23 protein-coding genes and 1 pseudogene are annotated in these 25437 nt (G+C 61.3%); 10 read left to right on the forward strand and 14 right to left on the reverse strand.

The genetic code is table 11. The annotated features are described in order from the left end of the window. Positions 1–7 precede the first annotated feature (7 nt). Both rocF and AC1D13_RS10675 read right to left on the reverse strand, forming a co-directional pair. A complete protein-coding gene (rocF, locus tag AC1D13_RS10670; protein WP_477689513.1) occupies positions 8–922 on the reverse strand; it encodes an arginase in 915 nt (304 codons plus the stop codon). Continuing rightward, on the reverse strand, positions 922–2010 hold the full coding sequence (locus AC1D13_RS10675; RefSeq protein WP_457281658.1) for an ornithine cyclodeaminase: 1089 nt from the start codon (positions 2008–2010) through the stop codon (positions 922–924). Before AC1D13_RS10675 ends, rocF begins: the two co-directional genes overlap by 1 nt. Positions 2011–2148: 138 nt before the next feature. Here AC1D13_RS10675 and AC1D13_RS10680 point away from each other — a divergent pair, with 138 nt between their 5' ends. The 7 genes from AC1D13_RS10680 to AC1D13_RS10710 all read left to right on the forward strand — a co-directional run bounded on the left by AC1D13_RS10680 (position 2149) and on the right by AC1D13_RS10710 (position 9742). Next, positions 2149–2571 carry an Lrp/AsnC family transcriptional regulator gene (locus tag AC1D13_RS10680; protein WP_457281486.1) on the forward strand — a complete coding sequence of 141 codons (423 nt, stop codon included), beginning with the start codon at positions 2149–2151 and terminating at the stop codon, positions 2569–2571. 9 nt (positions 2572–2580) lie between these two features. Further along, positions 2581–3666 carry a DNA polymerase III subunit delta gene (holA, locus tag AC1D13_RS10685; RefSeq protein WP_477689514.1) on the forward strand — a complete coding sequence of 362 codons (1086 nt, stop codon included), beginning with the start codon at positions 2581–2583 and terminating at the stop codon, positions 3664–3666. 44 nt (positions 3667–3710) lie between these two features. After that, positions 3711–5033, forward strand: coding sequence for a glutamate-5-semialdehyde dehydrogenase (locus tag AC1D13_RS10690; protein WP_477689515.1), 1323 nt, complete (start codon positions 3711–3713; stop codon positions 5031–5033). A gap of 86 nt (positions 5034–5119) precedes the next feature. After that, entirely contained in the window at positions 5120–5863 is a 744-nt protein-coding gene (locus AC1D13_RS10695) for an FkbM family methyltransferase (protein ID WP_457281483.1), read from the forward strand. Positions 5864–6001: 138 nt separating this feature from the next. Continuing rightward, the gene (locus AC1D13_RS10700) at positions 6002–6184 is read left to right on the forward strand and encodes a hypothetical protein (RefSeq protein WP_477689516.1); all 183 of its coding nucleotides are present in this window, start codon (positions 6002–6004) and stop codon (positions 6182–6184) included. Next, positions 6157–7452 (forward strand): glutamate--cysteine ligase, encoded by a 1296-nt coding sequence (gene gshA / locus AC1D13_RS10705; RefSeq protein ID WP_457281482.1) that lies wholly within the window; start codon positions 6157–6159, stop codon positions 7450–7452. Before AC1D13_RS10700 ends, gshA begins: the two co-directional genes overlap by 28 nt. Before the next feature lie 421 nt (positions 7453–7873). Further along, complete coding sequence (locus AC1D13_RS10710) at positions 7874–9742, forward strand: potassium transporter Kup (protein ID WP_457281481.1); 1869 nt, start codon at positions 7874–7876, stop codon at positions 9740–9742. Between the two features lie 168 nt (positions 9743–9910). Here the strand turns inward: AC1D13_RS10710 and fusA are convergent, their stop codons facing one another. From fusA to AC1D13_RS10725, 3 genes are all read right to left on the reverse strand, one after another. Beyond that, positions 9911–12016 (reverse strand): elongation factor G, encoded by a 2106-nt coding sequence (fusA, locus tag AC1D13_RS10715; protein WP_477689517.1) that lies wholly within the window; start codon positions 12014–12016, stop codon positions 9911–9913. Positions 12017–12144: 128 nt separating this feature from the next. Continuing rightward, positions 12145–12849, reverse strand: a complete 705-nt coding sequence (locus tag AC1D13_RS10720) for a glutathione S-transferase family protein (protein WP_477689518.1) — start codon at positions 12847–12849, stop codon at positions 12145–12147. A gap of 40 nt (positions 12850–12889) precedes the next feature. Next, positions 12890–13468: a methylated-DNA--[protein]-cysteine S-methyltransferase gene (locus AC1D13_RS10725; protein ID WP_457281478.1), complete on the reverse strand. Its 579-nt coding sequence runs from the start codon at positions 13466–13468 to the stop codon at positions 12890–12892. Positions 13469–13783: 315 nt separating this feature from the next. Between AC1D13_RS10725 and AC1D13_RS10730 the strand changes: the two genes are divergently transcribed. Then, positions 13784–14347, forward strand: a complete 564-nt coding sequence (locus AC1D13_RS10730) for a bactofilin family protein (RefSeq protein WP_477689519.1) — start codon at positions 13784–13786, stop codon at positions 14345–14347. A 114-nt stretch (positions 14348–14461) separates the two neighbouring features. Here AC1D13_RS10730 and AC1D13_RS10735 read toward each other — a convergent pair whose 3' ends face one another. The 7 genes and pseudogenes from AC1D13_RS10735 to purU form a co-directional block, all read right to left on the reverse strand. Next, a complete protein-coding gene (locus AC1D13_RS10735; protein ID WP_477689520.1) occupies positions 14462–14998 on the reverse strand; it encodes an LrgB family protein in 537 nt (178 codons plus the stop codon). Between the two features lie 40 nt (positions 14999–15038). Continuing rightward, a pseudogene (locus tag AC1D13_RS10740) lies at positions 15039–15361 on the reverse strand (CidA/LrgA family protein); the annotation flags it as partial. Positions 15362–15453: 92 nt separating this feature from the next. Beyond that, positions 15454–16734, reverse strand: coding sequence for a serine hydrolase domain-containing protein (locus AC1D13_RS10745; RefSeq protein WP_477689521.1), 1281 nt, complete (start codon positions 16732–16734; stop codon positions 15454–15456). A 60-nt stretch (positions 16735–16794) separates the two neighbouring features. Beyond that, positions 16795–18297 carry an FAD-linked oxidase C-terminal domain-containing protein gene (locus AC1D13_RS10750; RefSeq protein WP_477666443.1) on the reverse strand — a complete coding sequence of 501 codons (1503 nt, stop codon included), beginning with the start codon at positions 18295–18297 and terminating at the stop codon, positions 16795–16797. 121 nt (positions 18298–18418) lie between these two features. Beyond that, positions 18419–19204: a carbonic anhydrase family protein gene (locus AC1D13_RS10755; protein WP_457281473.1), complete on the reverse strand. Its 786-nt coding sequence runs from the start codon at positions 19202–19204 to the stop codon at positions 18419–18421. Between the two features lie 266 nt (positions 19205–19470). Further along, positions 19471–20370 carry a LysR substrate-binding domain-containing protein gene (locus tag AC1D13_RS10760; protein ID WP_457281472.1) on the reverse strand — a complete coding sequence of 300 codons (900 nt, stop codon included), beginning with the start codon at positions 20368–20370 and terminating at the stop codon, positions 19471–19473. A 142-nt stretch (positions 20371–20512) separates the two neighbouring features. Then, positions 20513–21361, reverse strand: a complete 849-nt coding sequence (gene purU, locus AC1D13_RS10765) for a formyltetrahydrofolate deformylase (RefSeq protein ID WP_457281471.1) — start codon at positions 21359–21361, stop codon at positions 20513–20515. A gap of 144 nt (positions 21362–21505) precedes the next feature. Between purU and aptA the strand changes: the two genes are divergently transcribed. Beyond that, the gene (gene aptA, locus AC1D13_RS10770; RefSeq protein ID WP_477689522.1) at positions 21506–22846 is read left to right on the forward strand and encodes an omega-aminotransferase AptA; all 1341 of its coding nucleotides are present in this window, start codon (positions 21506–21508) and stop codon (positions 22844–22846) included. Positions 22847–22876: 30 nt separating this feature from the next. On the opposite strand, the gene AC1D13_RS10775 is transcribed toward aptA, so the two are convergent. Next, complete coding sequence (locus AC1D13_RS10775; RefSeq protein ID WP_477666445.1) at positions 22877–23713, reverse strand: ChaN family lipoprotein; 837 nt, start codon at positions 23711–23713, stop codon at positions 22877–22879. A gap of 80 nt (positions 23714–23793) precedes the next feature. On the opposite strand from AC1D13_RS10775, the gene AC1D13_RS10780 reads away from it, so the two are divergent. Then, on the forward strand, positions 23794–24879 hold the full coding sequence (locus tag AC1D13_RS10780; protein ID WP_477689523.1) for an AbrB family transcriptional regulator: 1086 nt from the start codon (positions 23794–23796) through the stop codon (positions 24877–24879). Positions 24880–25019: 140 nt separating this feature from the next. Here the strand turns inward: AC1D13_RS10780 and AC1D13_RS10785 are convergent, their stop codons facing one another. After that, positions 25020–25301, reverse strand: a complete 282-nt coding sequence (locus AC1D13_RS10785; protein WP_457281467.1) for a BTH_I0359 family protein — start codon at positions 25299–25301, stop codon at positions 25020–25022. Positions 25302–25437 lie beyond the last annotated feature (136 nt).

Consider the following 25437-nt stretch of genomic DNA (forward strand, 5'->3'; position numbering starts at 1 on the left):
TATCCTGTCAAGCCCGCATCAGCGTGCTCTTGCCAAATAAACTCTCAATGAGATCCACAGCCACCTCGGCCGTGCCGTTGCGCACATCCAGCGCCGGGTTGAGCTCCATCACGTCGAGTGAGCCGAGCAGGCCTGTGTCGGCAATCATTTCCATGCAGAGCTGCGCCTCCCGGTAGGTGGGGCCGCCTTTGATGGCGGTGTCCACACCTGGTGCGATCGACGGGTCGAGGAAGTCCACGTCAAAGCTCACATGCAGGTGGGTGTTGGCGTCCATGCCCGAGAGCGCTTTTTCCATGGTGTGGCGCATGCCCATCTCGTCGATGTAGCGCATGTCGAACACCTCCAGGCCCTCTTGCCGCACAAAGCGCTTTTCGCCCTCGTCCACGCTGCGGATGCCGATTTGCCGTATCGCCTTGGCGCTCATGGCAGGCACCGAGCCGCCGATGCTGGTGAGCTCGGCCGGGCCGTGTCCGCAGAGCACCGCCACCGGCATACCGTGCACATTGCCGGTGGGTGTGAGCGCGTTGGTGTTGAAGTCGGTGTGTGCGTCCAGCCAGAGCACGCGCAAGGTCTTGCCGGTATCGCGGCAGTGGCGCGCCACCGCGCTGATCGAGCCAATCCCCAGGCAGTGGTCGCCGCCCAGCAAGATGGGCAGGTGGCCGTCCGCCAGGCTTTGGTACATCGCTTCGTGCACCGCCTTGTTCCAGGCGACCACCTCGTCCAGGTGCCGGTAGCCCTCCTCGGGCGGCAGCCATGGGTTGGTGGGGCCGGCCAGGTTGCCGGTGTCGAACACTTCCAGCCCGCGGCCGTGCAGCGCTTCGCGGATGCCCGCCACGCGCAAGGCTTCGGGGCCCATGGAGGCGCCGCGGCTGCCCGCACCGATGTCGGTGGGAGCGCCAATCAGGTCAACAGACTTGGTCATCAACGTGCCATTTCAGGGATGGGGGAAATGCGGGGCGCCTTGACGGTCGGCGCTGTGGCAGATGCCAGCAGGCCGAACAGGTTTTTGGGGTCGTCAAGATGAGGCACCAGGTCGATCTGGCGGCGGTTGGCGGCGTCGGCCAGTTGCAGCTTGTGCAGGTAGCGCAGGGCGGAATAGTCCTCCAGCGCAAAACCGACCGAATCAAAAATGGTGACTTCTTCCGGCGACGCGCGGCCTTGGGCAGTGCCCTTGAGCACATCGGCAAATTCCGCCACCTTGAAGTCTTCCGGCATTTGCTGGATCTCACCCTCAATGCGCGACTGAGGTTCAAATTCGACCACCACACGCGCATCTTTGCGCAGCAGGATGTCGGCGTGCAGCTCGGTCTTGCCCGGGCAGTCACCGCCCACGGCGTTCAGGTGCATGCCGGGCCGGATCATCTCCGGCGTCAGGATGACGGCGTTGCGTTTGTCGGCAGTGATGGTGGTCACGATGTCGGCTCCTTGCACGGCTTGGTCGGCGGACTGGCAAATCGTCACGCTCAGGCCCTGCAGCCCCATCGCATGCAGGTTACGGGCCAGTTTATCGCTGGCGGCCGCGTCAATGTCAAACAGGCGCATCTCGCGTATACCCAGCATGTGGTGAAAGGCGATCGCCTGAAAGTCGCTTTGCGCGCCGTTGCCGATGATCGCCATCACGCGGCTCCCGGGGCGGGCCATCCACTTGGCGGCCAGTGCCGACATGGCTGCCGTGCGCAATGCGGTGGTGATGGTGAGCTCTGACAGCAGCAAGGGGTAGCCGGTGTCCACATCAGCCAGTACGCCGAAGGCGGTCACAGTCAGCAAACCCAGTTCGGTGTTTTTGGGATGGCCGTTGACGTATTTGAAGGAGTACTGGTGCCCGTCGCTGGTGGGCATGAGCTCAATCACACCGTCGGGGGAGTGGATGGCGTGGCGCGCCGACTTGTCAAAGTCGTTCCAGCGCCGGTAGTCGTGCTCTATTTCGCCGGCCAGGCCTTCAATAAAGGCGGCGGCGCCGCGCTGGCGCACGATTTTCTGAATGCTTTCAATGCCAATGTAGTCAACCATCATGGGGCTCCCGGTCTTGTGTTGTTTTCCATTGTCCGCAGGGGCTGTGCCAAATAAAAGTCAGTAAGTTGATCAAATTAATGGCTTAGTTGAGCAAATCAACAGACTAAATTGGCGATTCGACAATAAAATGGCGCCATGGACGACACCGACCGCCAACTCCTTTCCCTGTTGCGGGACGACGCCCGAGCCTCGGTCGCCTCCATCGCCAAGGTTTTGCGCGTCTCGCGCGGCACGGTGCAAAACCGGCTGGCCAAATTGGAGGCCGACGGCACTATCACCGGCTACACCGTCCGCCTCAAACCCCAGGCCGAGGGCCACCGCATCCGCGCCTTCATGACCGTGGCCGTCGAAGGCAACCGCACGGACGCGGTGCTGGCCGCCCTGCGCGGCGATCCGGCCGTGAGCGCCCTGCACACCACCAACGGCCGCTGGGACATGGTGGCCGAGTTGCAGGCCGACACCCTGGAGGCCTTTGACCGAGTGCTGAGCCGTATCCGCCTGCTCGAAGGCATTGCCAACACCGAGACCAGCCTGCTACTGTCGACCACCAAGCTTTAAACTCCCCTCATGAATCTGGCCCCCGCCCAACTCCAGGAACACCTCAAGCGCGGCTTGAAAAGCCTGTACACCCTGCACGGCGACGAGCCCCTCCTGGTGCAGGAGTTCGCCGACGCGCTGCGCGCTTCGGCACGCGAGCAGGGCTACACCGAGCGCACGGTGCACACCGTGGCCGGTGCGCATTTCGACTGGAGCGAGGTGCTGGCCAGCGGCGGTTCGCTCAGCCTTTTTGCCGACAAGCAGATCGTCGAGATCCGCATCCCCAGCGGCAAACCCGGCAAAGATGGCTCCGTCGCGCTGCAGCAGATCGCCGAACGCGCGCAGGGCGACGACTCCACGCTCACCTTGGTCATGCTGCCGCGGCTGGACAGCATGACGGCCAAGGGCGCTTGGTTCGGCGCGCTCGAAAGCTTCGGCGTCACCGTCAAATTCGACCCGATAGACCGGCGCAGCCTCCCGCAGTGGATTGCCCAGCGCCTGCAACAGCAGGGCCAGCGCGTGGCCGCCGGCGAAGAAGGCCAGCGCACGCTGCAGTTCTTTGCCGATCGGGTGGAAGGCAACCTGCTGGCCGCGCACCAGGAAATCCAGAAGCTGGGACTGCTGTACCCGGCCCAACCCGACAGCGCCCTGAGCTTTGAGCAGGTGGAAAACGCCGTGCTCAATGTGGCGCGCTACGACGTGTTCAAGCTCTCCGAGGCCGTGCTGGGCGGCCAGTCCGTGCGTGTGGCGCGCATGCTCGACGGCCTGCAGTCCGAGGGGGAGTCCGAAGTGCTGGTGCACTGGGCGCTCAGCGAAGACATTCGCAGCATGAAGCGCGTGAAAGACGCTATTCAAGCAGGGCGCCCCATGCCGATGGCGCTGCGCGAAAACCGCGTCTGGGGCGTCAAGGAAAAATTGTTTGAACGCGTGCTGCCGCAAATCGGCGACACCACGTTGTCAAATCTGCTGCACGCTGCACACAAGGTTGACGGCATTGTCAAAGGTCTGAAGCAGCCCGACTGGCCAGCCGATGGCTGGCAGGCGCTGCACCGGCTGGCCGGTATGGTGTGTGAGCAATGCGCCATGCAGGGGCAGGGCCGCCCCAGGCAGGCATAGTCCCCGCGCACCCAGGCGCGCGTTGAGAAGCCTAAAATGGTGCGATGAACGCGCCTGACTCCCACAAAGCCCTTTCTTCTTCCAGCGACCTCGCCGGCGATGTCCCTGGTCTGATGGAAGCGCTCGGATCCAAGGCAAAAGTGGCTTCAGCCCAGGTAGCACGCGCGCAAGCAGCTATAAAAAACAGAGCACTCCTGAATCTGGCCGCCCTGCTGCGTCAGAACCTGGCGGCGCTGGAAGCCGCCAACCAGCGCGATATCGAGCGCGCCACGGCCTCTGGCCTGGCCGGGCCCATGCTGGACCGCCTCAAGCTCACCCCCAAAATCATCGAGACCGTGGCGGTTGGCTGCGAGCAATTGGCTGTGATGCCCGACGTGATTGGCGACATCATCGGCATGAAGGAGCAGCCCAGCGGGATTCGCGTGGGGCAGATGCGCGTACCGATTGGCGTGTTCGGCATGATTTACGAGAGCCGTCCCAATGTGACGATTGAAGCCGCGTCACTGGCGATCAAGAGCGGCAACGCCTGTATTTTGCGCGGCGGCTCCGAAGCGATTGAATCGAACAAGGCGCTGGCTGCGCTGGTGCAGCAGGCGCTGGTGGCCGCCGGCCTGCCCGCCGATGCCGTGCAGCTGGTGCCCACCACTGACCGCGAAGCCGTGGGCCATTTGATCGCCATGCCGCAGTATGTGGACGTGATCATCCCGCGCGGCGGCAAAGGTTTGATCGAGCGCATCAGCCGCGATGCCAAGGTGCCGGTCATCAAGCATCTGGACGGCAACTGCCATGTGTATGTCGACGACCCTTGCGACATCGAGATGGCGGTGAAAGTGGCCGACAACGCCAAAACCCAAAAATACAGCCCCTGCAATGCCAGCGAAGGTTTGCTGGTCGCGCGCGGCGTGGCGGCGCAGTTTCTGCCCAAAATCGGCGCCATCTACGCCGCCAAGGGCGTTGAAATGCGCTGCGATGCCGAATCGCAGGCCATTCTGGCTAGCATTAAAGGCGCCAACCTCAAAGCTGCCACTGAGCAGGACTGGTACGAGGAGTACCTCGCGCCCATCATCAGCATCAAGGTGGTGGCGGGCATTGATGAAGCAATCGCCCACATCAACCAGTACTCCAGCCACCACACCGACGCTATTCTCACGCGCGACCACATCAATGCCCAGCGCTTTTTGCGCGAGGTGGATTCGGCCAGCGTCATGGTGAATGCGAGCACCCGCTTCGCCGATGGATTCGAGTTTGGGCTGGGTGCCGAAATTGGCATCAGCACCGACAAATTCCATGCGCGCGGGCCGGTCGGGATTGAGGGGCTCACTTCCCTTAAGTACGTGGTACTGGGGCAGGGCGAAGTCAGGACCTGATTCGTTAACCTGACAAATAGGAATCTGTATTCATGATACTTACGCGCCGCCCATTGCCGTTTGTACTGGCAGCGTCTCACCACGGGATGATGATCGTCAATCGCAATGATTACCAGGATACCCCTGAAGGCAGGTACGGTGTCGGCCACCAGGTGCTTGAATATGCCTCCTTTGATCCTGCTGAAGTTGATGACGTGCTTCAGTTGCTGGACATGCGACACGAATTCTTCGGGGATGGTCTCGTAGCGATCGATGGGGGAGCCAATATTGGCGTGCACACCCTCGAATGGGCCCGGCACATGCAGGGATGGGGCAAAGTAGTTGCATTCGAAGCGCAGGAGCGGGTGTTTTATGCACTCGCCGGAAATATCGCCCTGAACAACTGCTTTAACGCCAACGCCCATTACGCGGCTTTAGGATCGCAGGAAGGCAGCATCACTGTGCCTATGCTGGATTACAGCCAGCCTTCCAGTTTTGGGTCACTTGAACTTCGCAAGAAGAGCCAGAACGAGTTCATCGGCCAGGACATAGATTATTCCGAAGCTGCTGGCAAAAAAGTACGGATGATGACTATTGACGGCCTTGACTTGCCACGCCTTGACTTCATCAAGCTTGACATTGAAGGCATGGAGATCGAAGCGTTGACGGGGGCACTGCAGGCCTTGCAAAAGCACAAACCCATGATGGTGATCGAAGTCATCAAGACCAATCGCTCGGACTTGACGCAACTTCTGGAGCGTTATGGCTACACGACCCGCCCCATGGGCGTCAACATCATCGCGCTCCATTTGACAGATCCCGCCTTGGCCCGTCTGGATTCGACCTCCTGACCTGGGTGGATTTTTCTGTTTTGAAGGTTCCAGTCACGCCTTGTAACCCGCCGGCCCGTCCCAATATCCCTAGAATCCGGTCAGATATAACCGAACACGGGCCTGCCGGGTTCAGGTCTTAAAAGCGAAAATCGACCCTTGGCGAGGACAATTTTTGACGATTTTGCAGGCCCATCTCTGCACATGGGTCAAGAAAGCGGCGAAAAAAATACCGCTGCAGCTGATTTGCAGACGACGACTTTTGAGCCCCGGCAGACTATTGACAACAACATCCCGCAGCAGAAAGTGGCCGCATGGTTCCGCACCTCATCACCGCCCTGAACGGCCCTATCAACGAACTCGAACAACGGGTCCTGGACTCCACGCCGGCGATTGAGCGCTGGTTCCGGCTGGAGTGGATGGAGCACACGCCGCCGTTTTACAGCTCGGTCGACATCCGCAACGCCGGCTTCAAGCTCGCCCCGGTTGACACCAACCTCTACCCCGGCGGCTGGAACAACCTGACGCCCGAAATGCTGCCGCTGGCGGTGCAGGCCGCCATGGCCGCGATCGAAAAAATCTGCCCCGAGGCGCGCAACCTGCTGGTCGTGCCCGAGAACCACACGCGCAACAGCTTTTACCTGTCCAACGTGCTGCAGCTCAAGCGCATTTTTCACCAGGCCGGCCTCAATGTGCGTTTCGGCTCGCTGAGCTCCGACATCAAGGAGCCCACCACGCTGAACCTGCCGACCGGAGAGACCATCACGATCGAGCCGCTGATCCGGACCGACCGCCGCTTGGGCCTGAAAGACTTCGACCCCTGCACCATTTTGCTGAACAATGACCTGTCGGCCGGCATCCCCGGCATCCTGGAAGACCTCAACGAGCAGTACCTGTTGCCGCCGCTGCATGCCGGCTGGTCGGTGCGCCGCAAGTCGCGGCACTTCAAGGCCTACGAAGAAGTTTCCAAGCGTTTCGGCAAGCTGCTGGGCATAGACCCCTGGCTTATCAACCCCATGTACGCCCAGTGCGGTGAAGTCAACTTTGCCGAAGAAACCGGCATGGACTGCCTGACCACCAACGTCGATGCGCTGCTCACCAAAATCAAGCGCAAGTACAAGGAATACGGCATCAACGAAAAGCCTTTTGTCGTCGTCAAGGCGGACAATGGCACCTACGGCATGGGCATCATGACGGTGCGCGACGTGAAAGACCTGGACGCGCTGAACCGCAAGACGAAAAACAAGATGAGCACGACAAAAGACGGCCAGCCGCTGTCCGAAGTGATCATCCAGGAAGGCGTGCTGACCAACGAGCGCGTCAACGACGCCGTGGCCGAGCCCGTGGTCTACATGATGGACCGCTACGTGGTGGGCGGCTTTTACCGCGTGCATGCAGAGCGCGGTGTGGACGAAAACCTCAATGCGCCCGGCGCCAGCTTTGTGCCGCTGGCCTTTGCCGACAGCGGCCGCCTGCCGCAGCCCGGCGAGAAGCCCGGCTCCAGCAGCCCCAACCGCTTCTATATGTATGGCGTGATCGCCCGACTGGCGATGCTTGCTGCGAGCTATGAACTCGAAGCCACCGACCCGGACGCCGAGGTTTACGACTAACACCCCTATCGTTCTCACTTCGCTACGCTTCGTGTAGTGCCGTTTCCCCTTGCAGGGGACGCCGCAAGGCATCCGGCAAAGCCGGCCTGCCCGCGGCCGCTTTCGAAAGTCAGGGAGCTTATGTGTCCGCGACGGCTCGAATTAGGAGTCTTTTAGGCGTCTGGCCCAAGCAGGCCGTGCGCAAGCAGCTATTAAAAAAGTAGCGCCCAGAATTCACCTGCCTGCGCTGGCTTCCCCGGCATCGGCGGGGCCGGTTTGTTACAAGTTGTTGCGGTGCAACAAAATCGGGATTAGTTGGATTTAGGGGTGTTCGCCGACTTGCAAGCAGGGCACCCGGGCGCAAAATAGCGTTCCCAAAGGTAACCATTCCCGCCGCTTTGGACCCGCTTGAACGGGCCGAGTGCAAAGACGGGAAGTTTTTGTGTCCAGTAAAAAATCATCACTCGCGGCGCTCACCCTGGGCGCCATTGGTGTCGTCTACGGCGACATCGGAACCAGCGTCCTGTATGCCGTCAAGGAAGTTTTCGGTTCCGGGCATGTTCCCTTTACCCCAGACAACGTCTACGGCATCCTGTCCATCTTCTTCTGGACGCTGACCGTCATTGTCTCGATCAAGTATGTGGCGCTGGTGCTGCGCGCCGACAACAACGGTGAAGGCGGCCTGATCGCCATGTTGGCGCTGGCCTCCACCGCGGTGAAAGACAAGCCCCAGCTGCGCAAGACCTTGCTGATCGTTGGCATCTTCGGCACTTCCCTGTTTTATGGCGATGGCGTCATCACGCCGGCGATTTCGGTGCTGTCGGCCGTCGAAGGCCTGGAAGTCGTCTCGCCTGCCTTCAAGCAGGGCGTGATCCCTATCACCCTGGTCATTTTGTTTGCCCTTTTTGCGGTGCAAAAGCACGGCACGGCGGGCATAGGCAAATTTTTCGGCCCCATCACGCTGATCTGGTTTGCCGTGCTGGCGTTGCTGGGCATTTCGCAGATCGTGACCCATCCCGAAATCCTGGTGGCAGTCAGCCCGCACTACGCGGTGATGTTCATGTGGGCCAACCCCGGTACCACCTTCATCATTCTGGGCGCCGTCGTGCTGTGCGTAACCGGCGCCGAGGCGCTTTACGCCGACCTTGGCCACTTCGGCAAAAAACCGATTCGCCTGGCGTGGTTTTCCGTGGTCATGCCTTCGCTGGTGCTCAATTACTTCGGCCAGGGCGCGCTGCTCATCGGCAACCCTGCCGCAGTGAAGAACCCGTTTTTCCTGATGGCGCCCGAGTGGGCGCTGCTGCCGCTGGTGGGCCTGGCCACCATGGCTACCGTGATCGCCTCGCAGGCGCTGATCACCGGCGCCTTCAGCGTGACCAAGCAGGCCATCCAGATGGGCTACCTGCCGCGCCTCAATATCCAGCACACCAGCGTGCGCGACACCGGCCAGATCTACATGCCCTTCGTCAACTGGGGCCTCTTCATCACCATCGTGCTTGCGGTGGTGATGTTTCGCTCGTCCAGCAACCTGGCGGCCGCGTACGGCATTGCGGTATGCACCGACATGCTGATCACCACCATCCTGACTTTTTACGTGATCCGTTACGGCTGGAAGTATCCGCTGAGCCTGTGCATTGCGGCGACCGGTGTTTTCTTTGTCGTCGACTTCGCCTTCTTTGCCTCCAACCTGATGAAGCTGTTCGCCGGCGGCTGGTTCCCGCTGGTGATTGGCGGCGCCGTGTTCACGCTGATGATTACCTGGAAGGAAGGCCGCCACCTGCTCAATGAAAAGCTGCGAGCCGATGCGATCGATTTACCGAGCTTCCTGGACGCCGTCTTCGTCAGCCCGCCGGCCCGTGTCGAAGGCACCGCCGTATTCCTGACAGCCGAGCCTGGCAGTGTGCCCAACGCGCTGCTGCACAACCTCAAGCACAACAAGGTGCTGCATGAGCAGAATCTGTTCGTGACGGTGCGCAACCATGAGATCCCCTGGATCGGCATGAACAAGCGCCTGGAGATCGAATCACTGGGTCACGACTGCTGGCAGGTCAACGTGCACTACGGCTTCAAGAACGACCTGGACCTGCCCAAGGCCCTGCAGCAGATCAAGGGCCGGGGCTGCGAGCTGGAGTCGATGACGACCAGCTATTTCCTCTCGCGCGACACGGTGATCCCGACCATCGGCAGCGGCATGGCACCCTGGCGCGAGAAACTGTTTGCTCAGATGCACCACAACGCCAGCGGTGCGGCAGACTTCCTGAACCTGCCAAACAACTCGGTGGTGGAACTGGGCAGCAAGATCGAGATCTGAGGGTTTCTGGCCGCTCCGGCTTTGCCAGAGGACTCGTTTTAAATATCTGGCACGCGTATTCCTGCCTGCGTTGAATTGTTGATGCCGATCCATAGCTGCTCGCGCCTGGCCGTATGGGCAAGCCGCATAAAGCATGCTGGTGAAATTGTTAGAGCTTCATGCGCGGAGCTACGTGCCCTTGCCGCGCATGATGGCAGCGGATACATCCGGGGTTGTTTCGGCATAGCGCCTGAACTCCATGGTGTAGGTAGCCCGGCCCTGCGTGAGTGAGCGCAAGGTGGTCGAGTAGCCGAACATTTCCGACAGCGGCACCTCGGCGCGCACCAGCTTGCCGCCGCCGCCCGCAATGTCTTCCATGCCCTGCACCATGCCGCGCCGCGATGAGAGGTCGCCCATCACATTGCCCATGAAGTCTTCGGGCATTTCAACCTCGACCGCCATCACGGGCTCCAGCAGCACCGGCTTGGCACGGCGCATGGCTTCCTTGAAGGCGAGCGAACCGGCCATGCGAAACGCGTTCTCGTTCGAATCGACATCATGGTAGGAGCCAAACACCAGCGTGGCCTTCACATCGACCACCGGGTAGCCCGCCAGCACGCCGGCCTTGAGTGTTTCCACAATGCCCTTGTTGACCGCTGGAATGTATTCACGTGGAATTACGCCGCCCTTGATGGCATCGACGAACTCATAGCCCTTGCCCGAAGGCTGCGGCTCCAGGTTGAGCACCGCGTGTCCGTACTGCCCGCGACCGCCCGACTGCTTGATGAATTTGCCTTCAACATCGTTCACCGCCTGCCGGATCGTCTCGCGGTAGGCCACCTGCGGCTTGCCCACATTGGCTTCGACGCTGAACTCCCGCTTCATGCGGTCCACCAATATCTCCAGGTGCAGCTCGCCCATGCCCGAGATGATCGTCTGGCCCGACTCCTCGTCGGTGTGCACGCGGAACGAAGGGTCTTCCTGCGCGAGGCGGTTCAGTGCGATGCCCATTTTTTCCTGGTCGGCCTGAGTCTTGGGCTCCACGGCTTGTGAAATAACAGGCTCGGGGAATACCATTTTCTCCAGGATGATCACGTGGGCCGGGTCACACAGCGTGTCGCCGGTGGTGGCTTCCTTCAGGCCCACGGCGGCCGCGATGTCGCCTGCGCGCACTTCCTTGACCTCGTTGCGTTCATTGGCGTGCATCTGCAGAATGCGGCCCAGGCGCTCGCGCTTGCCCTTGACGGGGTTGTAGACCGTGTCGCCGGCTTTGATCACACCCGAGTACACGCGGAAGAAGATCAGCTGGCCGACATAGGGGTCGGTCATGATCTTGAAGGCCAGCGCCGAGAAGGGCTCGTCGTCAGTCGGGTGGCGCTCGGCCTCGCCGTCGTCCTCGGTGTGGCCGAGGATGGCGGGTACGTCCACCGGCGAAGGCATGTAGTCGATCACCGCGTCCAGCATGGCTTGCACGCCCTTGTTCTTGAAGGCGCTGCCGCAGAGCATGGGCACGATCTCGTTGGCGATGGTTCGCTGGCGCAGGCCCTGCTTGATTTCATCCTCGCTCAGGGGTTCGCCCGCCAGGTATTTGTTCAGCAACTCGTCATTGGCTTCAGCGGCCGCCTCAATCATCTTGGTGCGCCACTCGTTGGCGGTCTCCACCAGGTCTGCCGGAATGTCGCCATACTCGAAATGCAGGCCCTGGCTGGTGTCGTCCCAGATGATGGCCTTCATCTTGACGAGGTCTACCACGCCTTGAAAATGGTCTTCCGCGCCCACCGGAATCTGCACCGGCACAGCCACGCCTTTGAGACGCTCGCTGATCTGGCGCTGCACGCGGAAAAAGTCCGCGCCCACGCGGTCCATCTTGTTGACGAAGGCCAGGCGCGGCACCTTGTATTTGTTGGCCTGGCGCCAGACGGTTTCTGACTGCGGCTGCACGCCGCCCACGGCGTCATATACCATCACCGCGCCGTCGAGCACGCGCATGGAGCGCTCCACCTCGATGGTGAAGTCCACGTGGCCGGGCGTGTCGATGATGTTGATGCGGTGCTCGGGGTAGTTGCCGGCCATGCCTTTCCAGAAGGCGGTGGTCGCTGCCGAGGTGATGGTGATGCCGCGCTCCTGCTCCTGCTCCATCCAGTCCATGGTGGCCGTACCTTCATGGACTTCGCCGATCTTGTAGTTCACACCTGTGTAGAACAGGATGCGTTCGGTCGTGGTGGTCTTGCCGGCATCGATGTGCGCGCTGATGCCAATGTTGCGATAACGCTCGATAGGGGTGTGACGGGGCATGGCGAACTCCTTTTTTGCCGGTCCGCGCTTGTTGGATTTGTTTGCACGGCCAGTTCACCAGTTTGCGCCAAAGCGCCGGTCTTTGCTCGGTTTTCCCCGAGCACCCACGTCGGGTGTGGGCCCTGGCGTCAGGCCGCTTGCAGCATTTCGGCCATGAAGGCAGGCAGAGGCCTGCCGTCCGACAACAGGTATTTCGCCATGGGGATCACCGCGCTCTGCACCGAAGGCCGCGCACTCATCCTGTCGCGCCATGCCAGCAGCAACGGCGTAGCCGGTGTAAGGGGCGCGCCCAGGCGTTCGCCAAACAGCATCGCCATGTACAGCGCGATATCGGCAAACGAGAAGCTCTCCATCACGAACTCCCGCCCTTGCAGGAGATTTTCAAGCCGCGTGTAGAAGGCCCGCGCACCATCAATTGCGGCTACCGCTTGCGGATCGTCCAGGCTGTGCTGCAGGCCCATGAGCCGGATGATGTGAGGAAAGTAAACCTCGTCCGACATGTGCTCCATCTGGCGGGCGCGGGCGCGGGCGGCGATGCCGGCCGGCCACAGCGCGGGCTGGGGCTGCAGGTCTTCAAGGTATTCCAGGATCTGCGTCGAGTCAAACAGCTCCAGGTCGCCGTTGATCAGTACGGGCACCTGTTTTTTCGGGTTGATTCGCACGACCTCCGGATGCTTGGGTGAGTAGCCCCCGGTCTGCGTGAAGGGCACCATGACGATATCGAGCGGTATGCCTTTTTCAAACGCAGCGATCTGCACCTTGGCGCCGAACATGCTGAGGCGGGCTGAATAGAGACGAATTGCGGGCGTTTTGTCTGTAAAGGTGTGCGGCATGGGTGGGTGAGTTTCGTGGTGATGGGCGTTTGTTCAATGACTATGACGTGGAGGGCGGCGGCTCACGGTCAAACAAGCCGGGCGCGCCGCCGATTTCCGCGCCTTCAATCAGCAGCATGCGCAACTTGGTCGAGACGCCACCCGGCGCTGAGAAGCCGCCCGACTGCGCGCCTGCGGCCAGCACGCGGTGGCAAGGCACGATGATGGGAAACGGGTTATGCCCCAACGCCTGACCCACGGCACGCGCCGAGCCGGGTTCGCCAAGCTCGGTGGCGATATCGCCGTATGTGCATGTTTTGCCCGGAAGGACTTCCTGTGCAATCGCATAAACCCGGCGGTGAAACGGGGGAATGCGGCGCAGATCCAGTATGCAGAACCGCAAATCGCGGGCGTCACCTGCCAGCAGGGCTGTCATGGCGTCTATGGCCAGCTGCATGTCCTGTGGTGGCGTGGCGGGCGCGAGCGGCGCAAACTCTCCCCGCAGACGGGACAACATGCGGCGCTCCGATGTTTCGGGCAAGCGCACGGCTGCAATGCCGTGTGCGTTCCATACCAGCGCGCACTGCCCAACAGCAGTGTCAAAAAGCGCGAATGTGTGGAGTTCATTGTCAGCGGCCATGGTGCCCGACATGCTACACGCGACCGGTATCCGAGGTTTGAGGCATTTCGACATTGGAAGATCGGCGCTGCCACTGCGTCAAAAAAATCCATCGCATGTACCGAAACGAAGTGAGCGAATCTCCAGCGCCAATTGGATGGAGTTTTCCTCATGTGTTGCTGGCCGGCCGTAGGCGCACGTAAGGTCTGTTGTTCTTGCCGCATCGTCAATGCAAACTGGTGAATGTAAGAATTAATTTCGTTACCTATCTTGCACACCACTGAAGCTTTTAATTTTCTGCAGACGTACCATGCGTTCTTTTTGAAGGAACTCACAATGGCAACACCGTTCTTTGGCAAGCGAGAAAACGAGACACCAACGGGCTTGCGTCATGGCCCGGGAAATGGTTATGGGACCACGGGCACGTCCAGTGCTTCCGGCGCGCTGCAGCCGGGTGCATCGTCCTCAAATGTGAACCAGCAAAACACCGCCAAGGCGGTCAATGAAGCGCCTGCGAGCACGGGAAAAGAAGGCGGCAGCAAGTTGACGGTCGGCCCCAACATCAAACTGAAGGGCGTGGAGATCACGGACTGCGATACGCTGGTGGTCGAAGGCCTGGTGGAAGCCACCATGGATTCGCGAGTGATCCAGATTGCCGAGCAGGGTGCGTTCAAGGGCTCCGCAGAAATCGACGTGGCGGAAATCCGTGGGGAGTTCAACGGCAACCTTACAGTGCGGCAGAAACTGGTGATTTACTCGACCGGGAAAGTCACGGGCATCATCCGCTACGGCAAGCTGGTGATTGAAGAAGGCGGCCAGCTCTCAGGCGAGATCCTGTTCGGTGCGCTGGCTGCGGCCAAGCCGGCGAGTGCGGTCAAACCAGGTTTGCAGGCGGTGTAGGAGACTTAAAGCAAAAACAGGGCGCGTTTCTAACGCGCCACCGAAACCTCCACATCACTTTCCTGCTGCTCGCGGCAGGAAAGTGATGCGGGGTTTTCGTGTTCGCCGTTCTGGCTACTGCCACCGGAACGCCAGCGGTACCAGCGCGGACGCCAGAACCACCTGCAGGCCCAGCGCCAACCCGGCGGAGCGCCCGCGTCGGCATTGACCTGCAAGGCCCGCGCGGCGCCCAGCCCGTGAGATGCCGTGCCCAGCGCAAAACCACGCGGCCCAGCCTGCAGCGTCAACGGGAATTCGCAAGGCGTCAAACAGGTATTTGCCGCTGAGCGCACCCACGAGGCCAGTAACCACGGCAAACACAGCCGCCAGCGCAGGGATTCCGCCGATCTTTTCCGCAATACCCATGGCGACTGGTGCGGTGACAGATTTGGGCGCAAGCGACAGGGTAACTTCGACGGGCAAGCCTGCGGCCCATCCCTGCAACAATGCCGATCCGCTGGCCGCAGCACCACCGGCTACGGCCGCAAGCAGCAGCCGACCCCGGCGCAGTTCTTCGCGCCGCAACCATAGTGGCCATGCCAGTGCCACCACCGCAGGGCCGAGCAGGAAATGGATGAACTGGGCGCCCGCAAAATAGGTGGGGTAAGGCACGCCGGTGGCCAGCAGGGCACCGGCCAGGCAGACGACCGTCCAGGTGCAGCATCAGCACGGTCACGAGCAAACCCGCCGAAGTGGACGCCACCACGACCAGCAGCATGCGTGCGCCGTACTGGCTGACCAGTGACGGACGGGTCATCATCCCGACGTCGACGGGTACAAAGAGTAACGAAAGGTGCGAGAGCAAGAAGTCTGCGCACACTGCCACAGGGCTGCGCACCGTGTCTGACTGGAGGCCCGGCAGAAGCAAAACCACGCCAATCACAGGGCCCGAAAACGGCAGGGAAAACCGCGGGAAAGAAGTTCCCCTGCGGACTGAAAAACGAGTAACCAGGCCAAATTCCGCGATGCTGTCATGACATGATTTCCACGGCAGGTGGGTGCACTCTCGATGCGAGGGCAACGCCGGGAATTGCTGGGATGGTCATGGCAATACCCATCTGGAAAGTTTAAGGGCTGGAAAAAAGATCTCCTTGCGGCCACTCCCGCACCGCATTCGCCGCGCCCCACAGTGCCTGGTCGATGTCTTTGAAGAATGCGCGGCGCCCGGATGGGTCCGGCCTGGAATTGAAGGCTACCACCCATGCATAGCCTTGCCGGGTCCGAAGTGCCAGGGTCTGCAGGCCCGGCTGGCTGCCCGTGTGCCACCAGTTATCACCTTTGTCACTCCTGACGACGTGGATGCCTGCCGCATAAAAGCTGCGCGGATTGCCATCTTTTTCCAGCATCGGCTCGCTGCGCATGGTTTGCAACGATTCCTCATTCAGAAGCCGTTTCCCCCGTGCGCCGTCGATCGCCAGGAAAAACTTCAGCACATCTGTTGGCGTTGCAATCCAGGCGCCCAGCGCGTCCATGTTTTCGACGGAGTAGGAGCCGTAAGGGCTGGGCACATTCGCGTTCGTAACACCCGGTGCGCCGCGCTGCAGCGGCTCTCCGGGATACGCGTAGTACTTCGTCTCGCCCTGCCGGCTCTCGGTGCTGCTTGCGGCCTGAAAGCCTTTGCCGGTGGACGGCATCAGAAACTCCCGGCTGCTGAAGGTACGGTAGGACTCGCCGGTGACGACTTCCACAACCCTTCCGAGCATGCAGTAGCCGGTATTGGAATAGGCGAAGCGCTCGCCGGGCGCGAAATCCAGCTTGTCCTGAAGGGAATCCCGGATGATCGCATCGCAGCTGACGGGTGCCACGCCTTGCCGGCGGGCAACGGCTCCGAGCCGGGGCTGAAAAAACGGATCACCAGAGCGCTCCCGATCGAATCCGCCTGAATGCTGAAGCAGGTGCCGGATGCTGATGTCCTTGACGCGCGGGTCGGCGGGGGAGGAGGGTGCTATTCCGGCTTTTTCGAAAAGGGGCAGCACCGGGTCGTCCAGCTTCAGCTTTCCGTCCTCCGCCAGCTTGAGCACCATGACTGCTGTCAAGGTCTTGTTGATGCTTCCCATGCGGAACAGGGTTTGCGGCGTCATGGCTTCCTGCTTGTCCCTGTCGGCATAGCCGTAACCTTTGGCAAGGAGCAGCTTGCCGTCCTTGGCCACGACCAGGCTGGCGCCCGGGACATCGTATTTCTTCATGACTTCCAGCATGGCCTTGTCGAAGGGCTCGAGGTGGGGCAGTGACTGCCCCACCTCGAGGCACCAGCCCCACGGCGAAACGAACGCCAGCAAGGCGCCTGCCAGGCCACGGGAGACCTGGCGGCGCATGGTGGAAAAACCGATGGACAGCGTCGTATGCATTTTTTGGGCCGTGGGTTGCCCGCGCAGTCTATGAGGTTTTCATGCGGCTGCGTCTTTCGCCTAAAAGCGCGGTAAATCGGGGTGCTTGATCTGCCCGCCCCGTACCAGCATTTTTCCGTATTCGGCGCAGCGGTTCAGCGTCGGGATCACCTTGCCCGGGTTGAGCAGGCCTTTGCTGTCGAACGCGCGTTTGACACCGAACATCTGCTCGTTTTCCTCGGCGGAGAACTGCACGCACATGGAGTTGAGCTTTTCCACGCCCACGCCGTGTTCGCCCGTCACGGTGCCGCCCATCGCGACACTGGTTTCCAGGATGTCTGCGCCGAAGAGTTCACAGCGGTGCAATTGGTCGGGATCATTGGCATCAAACAAAATCAGCGGGTGCAGATTCCCGTCGCCCGCGTGGAACACATTGGCGCAGCGCAGCTGGTATTTCTTTTCCATCTCGGCGATAGCCAGCAGGATGTCGGCCAGGCGCTTGCGCGGGATGGTGGAGTCCATGCACATGTAGTCGGGGCTGATGCGTCCCGATGCGGGGAAGGCGTTTTTGCGGCCACTCCAGAAGCGCAGGCGTTCAGCCTCGTCCTGGCTCACCGCAATGGCCGTGGCGCCACAGCGGCGCAGCACGTCGGTCATGCGGCCGATTTCTTCTTCAACTTCCTCCGGCGTGCCGTCGCTTTCGCACAGCAAGATGGCTTCGGCGGTGAGGTCGTAGCCGGCGTGCACAAAGTCTTCCACTGCGGCCGTCATCGGCTTGTCCATCATCTCAAGGCCGGCGGGAATGATGCCCGCCGCAATTACGGCGGCTACGGCATCGCCGGCTTTGCGCAGGTCGTCAAAGCTGGCCATGATGCAACGCGCCAGCTGAGGCCTGGGTATCAGTTTCACCGTCACCTCTGTGGTCACGGCCAGCATGCCTTCGCTTCCGATGATGACGCTCAGCAGGTCATAGCCTGCTCCATCGAGTGCATCACTGCCGAATTCAACTTCCTCTCCTTCAATGGTGAAGCCTCTGACCTTGAGCACGTTGTGTACCGTCAGCCCGTACTTGAGGCAATGCACGCCACCCGAGTTCTCGGCCACGTTGCCGCCTATGGTGCAGGCTATTTGGCTGGAAGGGTCGGGCGCGTAATAAAGGCCCAGCGGCGCGGCCGCTTCGGAAATGGCGAGGTTGCGCACGCCGCCCTGCACCACGGCCGTGCGGCTGATGGCGTCGAGTTTGAGAATCTTGTTGAACTTGGCCAGCGATAGCGTGACGCCCAGCTTGTGCGGCATGGCGCCGCCGGAAAGCCCGGTGCCGGCGCCGCGCGCGACCACCGGCACTTCCAGCGCATGGCAGCTCTTGAGCACGGCCTGCACCTGGTCATAGGTCTCGGGCAAAGCCACAACCAGCGGCCGCTGGCGGTAGGCGGTCAGGCCGTCGCACTCGTAAGGTGTGGTGTCTTCGTTGTTCCACAGCAGGGCATGAGCCGGCAACACCGCCCGCAGCGCTCGCACGACCTGCGACTGCCGTTCCGAGCGTTCAAGCTGGCTTTGCTGTTTGAGCGAGGCGGGGGCGTTCATGGTCTGTCTGGCTCCGGGGTTGAAACCAGACTGTAGGGCAAGCGGCGGCGGCCGGGTTGAAGAAATTTAATGCCGGGTGTGAAATGCCGGCCGCCAGAATCCGCTCAAAACGGGAAGAGCTTCAAGACTTCGTTCCCGGAGCCTTGCCGGCGCCGGGCGTGTCGTAAAACTTGACCTTGCCGGTCTTCACGTCGTACATGGCCCCCACGATCAGGATTTCTCCCTTTTGCTCCATCTCGCGCAGGATGGGGCTCTTCTCGCGAATCGTTTCCACTGTGAGATGCACATTGCTCTCCGCCACCATCTCGACAAAGGCATAGTTCTTGGACGTGCGATCCTTGATGTCGGCGGACACCAGGTTCGCGGCTGGCTTGATCTTGCCGATGAGTCCCGTCAGGTTGCCCAATTGGGCGTCGTCGCAAGCACCCTTGATGGCACCGCAGCTGGTGTGACCCATCACCACCAGCAGTTTGGCGCCCATGACTTTGTGTGCGAATTCCAGGCTACCCAGGATGTCTTCGTTGACGATGTTGCCTGCCACGCGTGCGTTGAAAAGGTCACCTATGCCCTGGTCAAACACAATCTCGGCCGGTGCGCGCGAATCAATGCACGACACTATGCTGGCCAGTGGGAACTGGCCGTCCGCGGTGGCCTTCACTTCCTTGAGGTAGTTTTGGTGGCGCGGCTTGCCGGAAACGAAACGCGTATTGCCGGCCTTGAAGCGCGACAGGATTTGCACGGGCGTCACAGCGGCCTGGCACTCCTTGGCGTCCTGGATGGGACAGAAGGTGCCGGGCTTGACGGCCTTGGCCGCGGCCGCCTTACCCTCGGCATGAACCGCAGGCGACAGGGCGAGCATGGAGAGCAGGACGCCGGCCACGCCGACGGCCAATTGATTTTTCCTCATAAGATTTTCCCTCGTTGAACGGGTTGGTTTTTTTGGCTATGTGCAGCCGGCCGGGCCCTCCCCCGGTGTCACGGCCAGCCCATCATAAGCATGAGCCGGTACGGACGCAAAACCACTTATCGGACGGCGTCAGGACCTGTTAGTGCTATTTGTTTACGCAGGATGCGCTGCATGTCAAAGGCCTTGAGCAAGGCACAAAACTCAGGGGCCCCGTCAAGGCTTTGCAACGCCGAGCGGCGGCCTTCTCATTAACAGGCCTTGGGGCCCTAACCCAGGCTTTTGCGCAGCCAGTCGGCAAAAGCCGCGCATTCCCAGCGGTCCATGGTGCCGGTGCGCCAGCACAGGTAATGTGCGTGCGGGCTGGGAATATTACCGGCGAACACTTCGTTGCTGCCCAGCCGCACCAGCGAGCCGTTTTCCAGCCAGGGCGCGCCCAGCTTGAGACGTATCAACGCGATGCCCATGCCGGCCGCGGCGGCATCGCACATCAGGCCGATGTCGTTGAACTGGGAGCCGTCGGTGGGTTCGGGCCAATCAAGTTTGTGGGCGGCAAACCACGTGCGCCATGGCTCCAGCGGCGAGCGCAACAGGCTTTCGCCTTCGAGATCTTCAGCCGCCTCAAAGGGGCCGTGTTCGCGCACAAAAGCCGGTGAGGCGAGCGGCGCGACTTCGTCCTTGCTGAGGCAGACGTGCTCCAGGTCCGCATAGCGGCCGGTGCCGAAGCGCACGATGAGGTCGGCATCCTCGGCCACCACGTCCAGCAGGGGGATGGACACCTGCAGCGTCAGGTCGATTTCAGGATAGGCATCGGTGAACTGGCGCAGGCGTGGAATCAGGATGGAGCGTGCGAACGTGGGCGTGACCGCCAGCCGTAACTTGCGCTTGCCGGGGGCGGCGCTTTGCCCGGCAGCGCCGGGAAATTTCTGCAGTGTGGCCAGGCCTTCGCGCACATGCGCCAGGTATTCGCTGCCTTCGGTGGTCAATGAAAAATCGGCACGGCCAAACAGCTTGGTGCCGATGATCTGCTCCAGCTGCTTGACGCGGTGGCTGACCGCACTGGGCGTGACGCAGAGTTCTTCGGCCGCCTGGGTCACGCTACGCAGCCGCGCCAGCGCCTCAAAGGTCAGCAGGCATTGAATGGGTGGGATTCGGGCAGGAGTAGCCATGTCTACTAGTGAACGCTACGCGTCGTTTGCGACGCTTCTTTGCAAGCAGGAGCCGCGGAACCGGCTTTGCCGGGCCGCAGGCGCAGCGGCCCCCGAGGGGGGCAGGAAGCTACACGCAGTGAGCGACCGTGGGGGCTCATGGCTATTTAAAGATGACAGTCTTGTGGCCGTTCAAAAGCACACGATGTTCACTGTGCCACTTGACGGCGCGTGCAAGTACCCGGCTTTCGGTGTCCTTGCCGCGGGCGGTCAGGTGTTCGACTGTGTCCTTGTGATCAACCCGGGTCACATCCTGTTCGATGATCGGGCCTTCATCAAGGTCTGCCGTAACGTAATGCGCCGTCGCGCCTATCACCTTCACACCGCGTTCATGTGCCTGGTAATACGGTCTGGCGCCCTTGAAGCTCGGAAGCATGCTGTGGTGGATATTGATGGCACGTCCCGAGAGCGAGTTGCACATGTCGTTGCTGAGCACTTGCATGTAGCGCGCCAGCACGACCAGTTCGGCACCCTCTGCCTCGATGATTTCAAGTTGCTTTGCTTCGACCTGCGCCTTGGTGGCCGCCGTCACCGGGATGTGGTGGAAAGGAACGTTGTAGCTTGCCGCCAGCTGGTAAAAATCGCGGTGGTTGCTGATGATGGCGCGCACATCCAGCGGCACCATGCCGGACTTCCAGCGAAACAGCAGGTCGTTGAGGCAATGGCCGTCGCGGCTGACCATGATCACGGTACGCATGGCAGCTTCTGTCGAGTGAAGCTTCCACTTCATGCTGAAAGGTGAGGCGAATGCTTCGAGCTGCACCTTCAGTTCTTCCTGGGTCAGCTGGTCGCAGGCAAACTGAACCCGCATGAAGAAGAGTCCGGTGTCGTGGTCGTTGTACTGCGCAGCTTCCTCAATATTGCCGCCGTTCTGCAACAGGAAGCCAGAGACCGCGTGAACAATGCCCATACGGTCCGGGCAGGACAGGGTAAGGATATAAGCGTGATTCATAGGGGGTGAATTGTCGCAGGTGAAGACTGTGTCTGCCCGGCCGGCGGGCAATTGACGGTGCAGGGCGGCGGCAAGAGTGCCAGAATGCAAGATCAAGCGCTGCTATCCCAGCTTCACTCCTTTCGACGCAGGAAAGAAATCACCATGGCCTACCAGAATTTCAACATGGAGCACCAGTGGCTCCCGTTCACGCCCAACCGCAGCTTCAAAAAAGACCCGCGCGTGTTTGTGGCCGCAGACGGCATGCATTTCACGACGCACGACGCGCGCCAGGTGATCGACGGTATTTCCAGCCTGTGGTGCGTGGGCGCCGGCCACAATCGCAAGCCCATCAACGACGCCATCAAGAAGCAGCTCGATACGCTGGACTACGCGACCGCTTTCCAGGCCAGCAACGACCAGGCCTTCAAGGCCGCCGAGATCATCGCAGGCATGGCGCCCGGCGACCTCAACAAGGTGCTGTTTTGCAATTCGGGCTCAGAAGCCGCGGACACGTCGTTGAAGGTCGCGCTGGCTTACCACCGTGCGCGGGGCGAAGGCCACCGTAATGTATTCATCGGCCGTGAAAAGGGCTACCACGGCGTTGGTTTCGGCGGCATGAGCGTGGGCGGCATTCCGGCCAATCGCAAGGTATATGGCGCCGCGTTGCTGCCTCGCGTGGACCACATGCGTTTCATCCATGACCCGGTCAACCACGCCTACATCAACGGTACTGAGCCCGTATGGCAGGAAGACCTGCTGCTGGAGCTGGAAAATCGCATCCTGCCGCTGCACGACCCGAGCAACGTGGCTGCCGTCATCGTCGAGCCGGTATCAGGAAGCGCCGGATGGTACCTGCCGCCCAAGGGCTACCTGAAACGCCTGCGCGAAATTTGCGACAAGCACGGCATCCTGCTGATTTTTGATGAAGTTATCACGGGTTTCGGCCGCCTGGGCACCGGTTTCGGGGCGGACTATTACGGTGTGGTGCCCGACATGCTCAATTTCGCCAAATGCGTGACCAACGGTGTCATCCCGCTGGGCGGTGTGATCTGCTCCGACCGCATCTATGACGGCATGATGAATGCCAATGCCGGTGCGCCCGAGCATGCCGTGGAGTTCTTTCACGGCTATACCTACTCCGGCCACCCGGTCGCTTGCGCGGCCGCAATCGCGACGCTGGAGCTGTTCAAGGAAGAACAGTTGTATGAACGTGCCGGCCAGATGGGCAAGGTATTGGGCGACGCGATGCACAGCGGCCTGAAGGGCCTGCCCAATGTGATCGGTATTCGCAGCCTGGGGCTGGCCGGCGCGGTCGAGCTGGCGCCGGTGGCGGGTGTGCCGGGCAAGCGTGCCTATGACATCTTCATGGACTGCTTCCACAACGGTGTGCTGGTGAGGCCGGCGGCTGACAACGTCGTGGTCTGCCCACCCTACATCGTCGAAAAAGAACATATCGACCGCATCGTCAATGTGGTTGCCGACGCCATCCGCAAAAACGCTTGATTCACCGATGGAGGAGCCTCAAAAGGCTCTTCAGGGTTTGGGTACCAGCTGCTTCTGCAGGCCCGCGCAATAGTCGGTCTCCGGGAGCGGGGCCGTTGCCCACACCGCATCGAAAGCGTCTGCCCTCTCGGCATTCGCAGGGTTCCCGGCAAGCAGGCGCACTACTTTGGCTTTTATGTCCGTCGGCAGATGCAGCGGTACGCCCAATTGCCGGTTCGCATGGCCGCTTCCGGCCAGCAGCAGCACTGTCTTGCCGGGCAGCACGGCCTGCCCCAGGGTGTTGGCCATGGTGATGTCCTTGGCAATCTGGATACGTGTCATGGGCGTGATCTGGCTCTCGGGCAACAGGTTGCAGTGGCCGAGACGGATCAACTGCTGTTGGGCTTTGAGGGCGGGGCCTGGCAAGCGGGCGTCAAGCCGGCTGTCAGCCATGCTGTCTGGCATCTGCACCCGGGGCAGATTGGCGCCCATCACGGGGACACCGGCGCGCACCGCGGTCATCACGGCAGGACCGTAGGCTGTCCAGGGCCAGCCCTTGTCGTTCCAGTTGAGCGCATTGCGGGCCTGCTGCTCGGTGGCACTGGGCCTGAGCGCGGAAGTGCTTGCACCCGTGTCGGCCATCTCAAGGGCTACGGCAGCCAGCACCCCTTTGGCCGCCAGGGCGGCGACCACCTGTTGTTCGATTGTCTGGTGCTCAACGGCATCGTGCTGCTCCCCGAGGATCAGGACGTCGGCAGGGAGCAGCGCCTCCAGCCGGGTGGATGTTTGTGCGGCTTCGCTGCCCTGCGCCTGCAGAATGGGTGCTTCAGGCCGGCCCGCGCAACCGCCCGCCAAAGCCATCGTGGCAGTGCAGACAAGGCATGCCAAAGCACGAGGGGTGAAGAAATGGCGCATCGGTGGATACTACCGCTTCCAGCGGCTTCTGTTCCGCGCCGTTAAGCTCTGCCATGCCTTCCTTGCCCCACCGCGCCGCCCAGTCCCCGCCCGTGCGTGTCGTCCTGACCTTGTTGCTGGCCTGGGGTGCCGCTTCTTTGTGTATTGCGCTGCGCACGCCTTTGCCCTGGATGATCGGCCCCTTGCTGGCGACGGCGGTGGTCTCCATGCTGGGCGGACCCACGGCCAGCTGGACGCCGCTGCGCAACGTCGGGCAATGGATCATCGGTTGTGCATTGGGGTTGTACTTCACGCCGCAGGTGGTGGCGTTGCTGGGGGGCCTGTGGTGGGCGATTGCGCTGAACATTGTGTGGGCACTGGTATTGGGCCTGGCTTTCGGGTCATGGCTCTACGGCGTGCATCACGGCCCGGGTCGCCTGCATGTTGCTGGCCTGTCACGCATCACCACCTATTTCGCGGCGCCTATTGGCGCCGCATCGGAAATGACGCTGATGGCAGAGCGCCACGGTGCGCAAACCGATCTGGTGGCGTCGGCGCACAGCCTGCGGGTGTTGCTGGTCACATTGGTCATTCCTTTCGGATTTCAATGGGCGGGGCTGCATGGGTTGGACGCTACTTTGCCGGGTGCGCGCGTGGTTCAACTGCCGGGCCTTGTCCTGCTGGCCTTGTTGACGGGTGCCGGTTGTTGGGTCATGCTGAAACTCGATCGCACCAACCCCTGGTTTATCGGTGCGCTACTGGTGTCGCTGCTGCTCACGGCCTGCGGCGTCACGCTGTCGGCCTTGCCGCAAGGCATGACCAATGCAGCGCAGCTGGTCATCGGCATCAGCCTGGGCGTGCGGTTCACCCGCAGATTTGTGCACGTGGCGCCGCGCTGGCTGGGTTCGGTGGCGCTGGCGACGGTGGGAATGATTGGGTTGTGCGCCGCTTTTGCATGGGGGCTGGCTCAGTTTGCCGATCTTCACTGGGCCACCTTGCTGTTGGGCACCTCACCCGGCGGTATCGCCGAGATGGCCATTACGGCCAAAGTGCTGCAACTGGGTGTGCCAGTGGTCACGGCATTTCATGTCACCAGGCTGGCCGCCGTGCTGGTGCTGGCCGAGCCTATGTACCGTTGGTTTTACCAAGCCGAGTCATAAGCTCGCCCCGTCCAGGCTCACTGCGTGTAGCCCGTTCCCCCTTCCAGGGGCGGCGCCTGCGGTCTGGCAAAGCCAGTCCCGCAGCACCCACTGGTCGTTCTTGCAGAATTCTTTAAGCCAGAAGTGAGCGACTGCGGGGCTTAATGAAGTGAAATTGGGGTGTTGGCCAGCCCGCTGTAGCCTTCCAGCGTGTCTTCGATTTCTTCTTGCGTGGGGGTGTTTTGCGCCCAGGCGCTCAAGCGCTGCTGGAACATTTCAGCCCAGGATCCATCCAGATAGACCTCTTTGCCCGAACGTTTGTCGACGATTTCGAAGCCATGCCGGGCCAGTTGCGGAACGGCCGGGACAGGCGCGGATTCTTCCGGCGCATTGGCGTGAATCTGCATGACAGCAAAAGATTCCGAGTCGTAAAGCATTTGCATGGTGTAGGTCCTTTAGCTTCAGATAGCAACGATGAGGCCAAGTTCAAGGGCTCGGGGGGTTAAGTGCGAAAGCATGCGGTAAAGGCGCGTAGTGCGTGTAAAACCGCACATAAAACGGGCACCTCCGTGCGGCATA

The organism is Polaromonas sp. P1_E12 (assembly GCF_056405975.1).

Excerpts from the sequence above, each read along its gene's own strand:
- AC1D13_RS10785 (WP_457281467.1), bottom strand. The coding sequence starts at position 25,301 with ATGCAAATGCTTTACGACTCGGAATCTTTTGCTGTCATGCAGATTCAC.
- fusA (WP_477689517.1), bottom strand. The coding sequence starts at position 12,016 with ATGCCCCGTCACACCCCTATCGAGCGTTATCGCAACATTGGCATCAGC.
- gshA (WP_457281482.1), top strand. The coding sequence starts at position 6,157 with ATGGTTCCGCACCTCATCACCGCCCTGAACGGCCCTATCAACGAACTC.
- AC1D13_RS10675 (WP_457281658.1), bottom strand. The coding sequence starts at position 2,010 with ATGGTTGACTACATTGGCATTGAAAGCATTCAGAAAATCGTGCGCCAG.
- AC1D13_RS10690 (WP_477689515.1), top strand. The coding sequence starts at position 3,711 with ATGAACGCGCCTGACTCCCACAAAGCCCTTTCTTCTTCCAGCGACCTC.
- AC1D13_RS10755 (WP_457281473.1), bottom strand. The coding sequence starts at position 19,204 with ATGAGGAAAAATCAATTGGCCGTCGGCGTGGCCGGCGTCCTGCTCTCC.
- AC1D13_RS10750 (WP_477666443.1), bottom strand. The coding sequence starts at position 18,297 with ATGAACGCCCCCGCCTCGCTCAAACAGCAAAGCCAGCTTGAACGCTCG.
- aptA (WP_477689522.1), top strand. The coding sequence starts at position 21,506 with ATGGCCTACCAGAATTTCAACATGGAGCACCAGTGGCTCCCGTTCACG.
- AC1D13_RS10760 (WP_457281472.1), bottom strand. The coding sequence starts at position 20,370 with ATGGCTACTCCTGCCCGAATCCCACCCATTCAATGCCTGCTGACCTTT.
- AC1D13_RS10745 (WP_477689521.1), bottom strand. The coding sequence starts at position 16,734 with ATGCATACGACGCTGTCCATCGGTTTTTCCACCATGCGCCGCCAGGTC.
- AC1D13_RS10780 (WP_477689523.1), top strand. The coding sequence starts at position 23,794 with ATGCCTTCCTTGCCCCACCGCGCCGCCCAGTCCCCGCCCGTGCGTGTC.
- rocF (WP_477689513.1), bottom strand. The coding sequence starts at position 922 with ATGACCAAGTCTGTTGACCTGATTGGCGCTCCCACCGACATCGGTGCG.
- AC1D13_RS10730 (WP_477689519.1), top strand. The coding sequence starts at position 13,784 with ATGGCAACACCGTTCTTTGGCAAGCGAGAAAACGAGACACCAACGGGC.
- AC1D13_RS10720 (WP_477689518.1), bottom strand. The coding sequence starts at position 12,849 with ATGCCGCACACCTTTACAGACAAAACGCCCGCAATTCGTCTCTATTCA.
- AC1D13_RS10680 (WP_457281486.1), top strand. The coding sequence starts at position 2,149 with ATGGACGACACCGACCGCCAACTCCTTTCCCTGTTGCGGGACGACGCC.
- AC1D13_RS10725 (WP_457281478.1), bottom strand. The coding sequence starts at position 13,468 with ATGGCCGCTGACAATGAACTCCACACATTCGCGCTTTTTGACACTGCT.
- purU (WP_457281471.1), bottom strand. The coding sequence starts at position 21,361 with ATGAATCACGCTTATATCCTTACCCTGTCCTGCCCGGACCGTATGGGC.
- AC1D13_RS10695 (WP_457281483.1), top strand. The coding sequence starts at position 5,120 with ATGATGATCGTCAATCGCAATGATTACCAGGATACCCCTGAAGGCAGG.
- holA (WP_477689514.1), top strand. The coding sequence starts at position 2,581 with ATGAATCTGGCCCCCGCCCAACTCCAGGAACACCTCAAGCGCGGCTTG.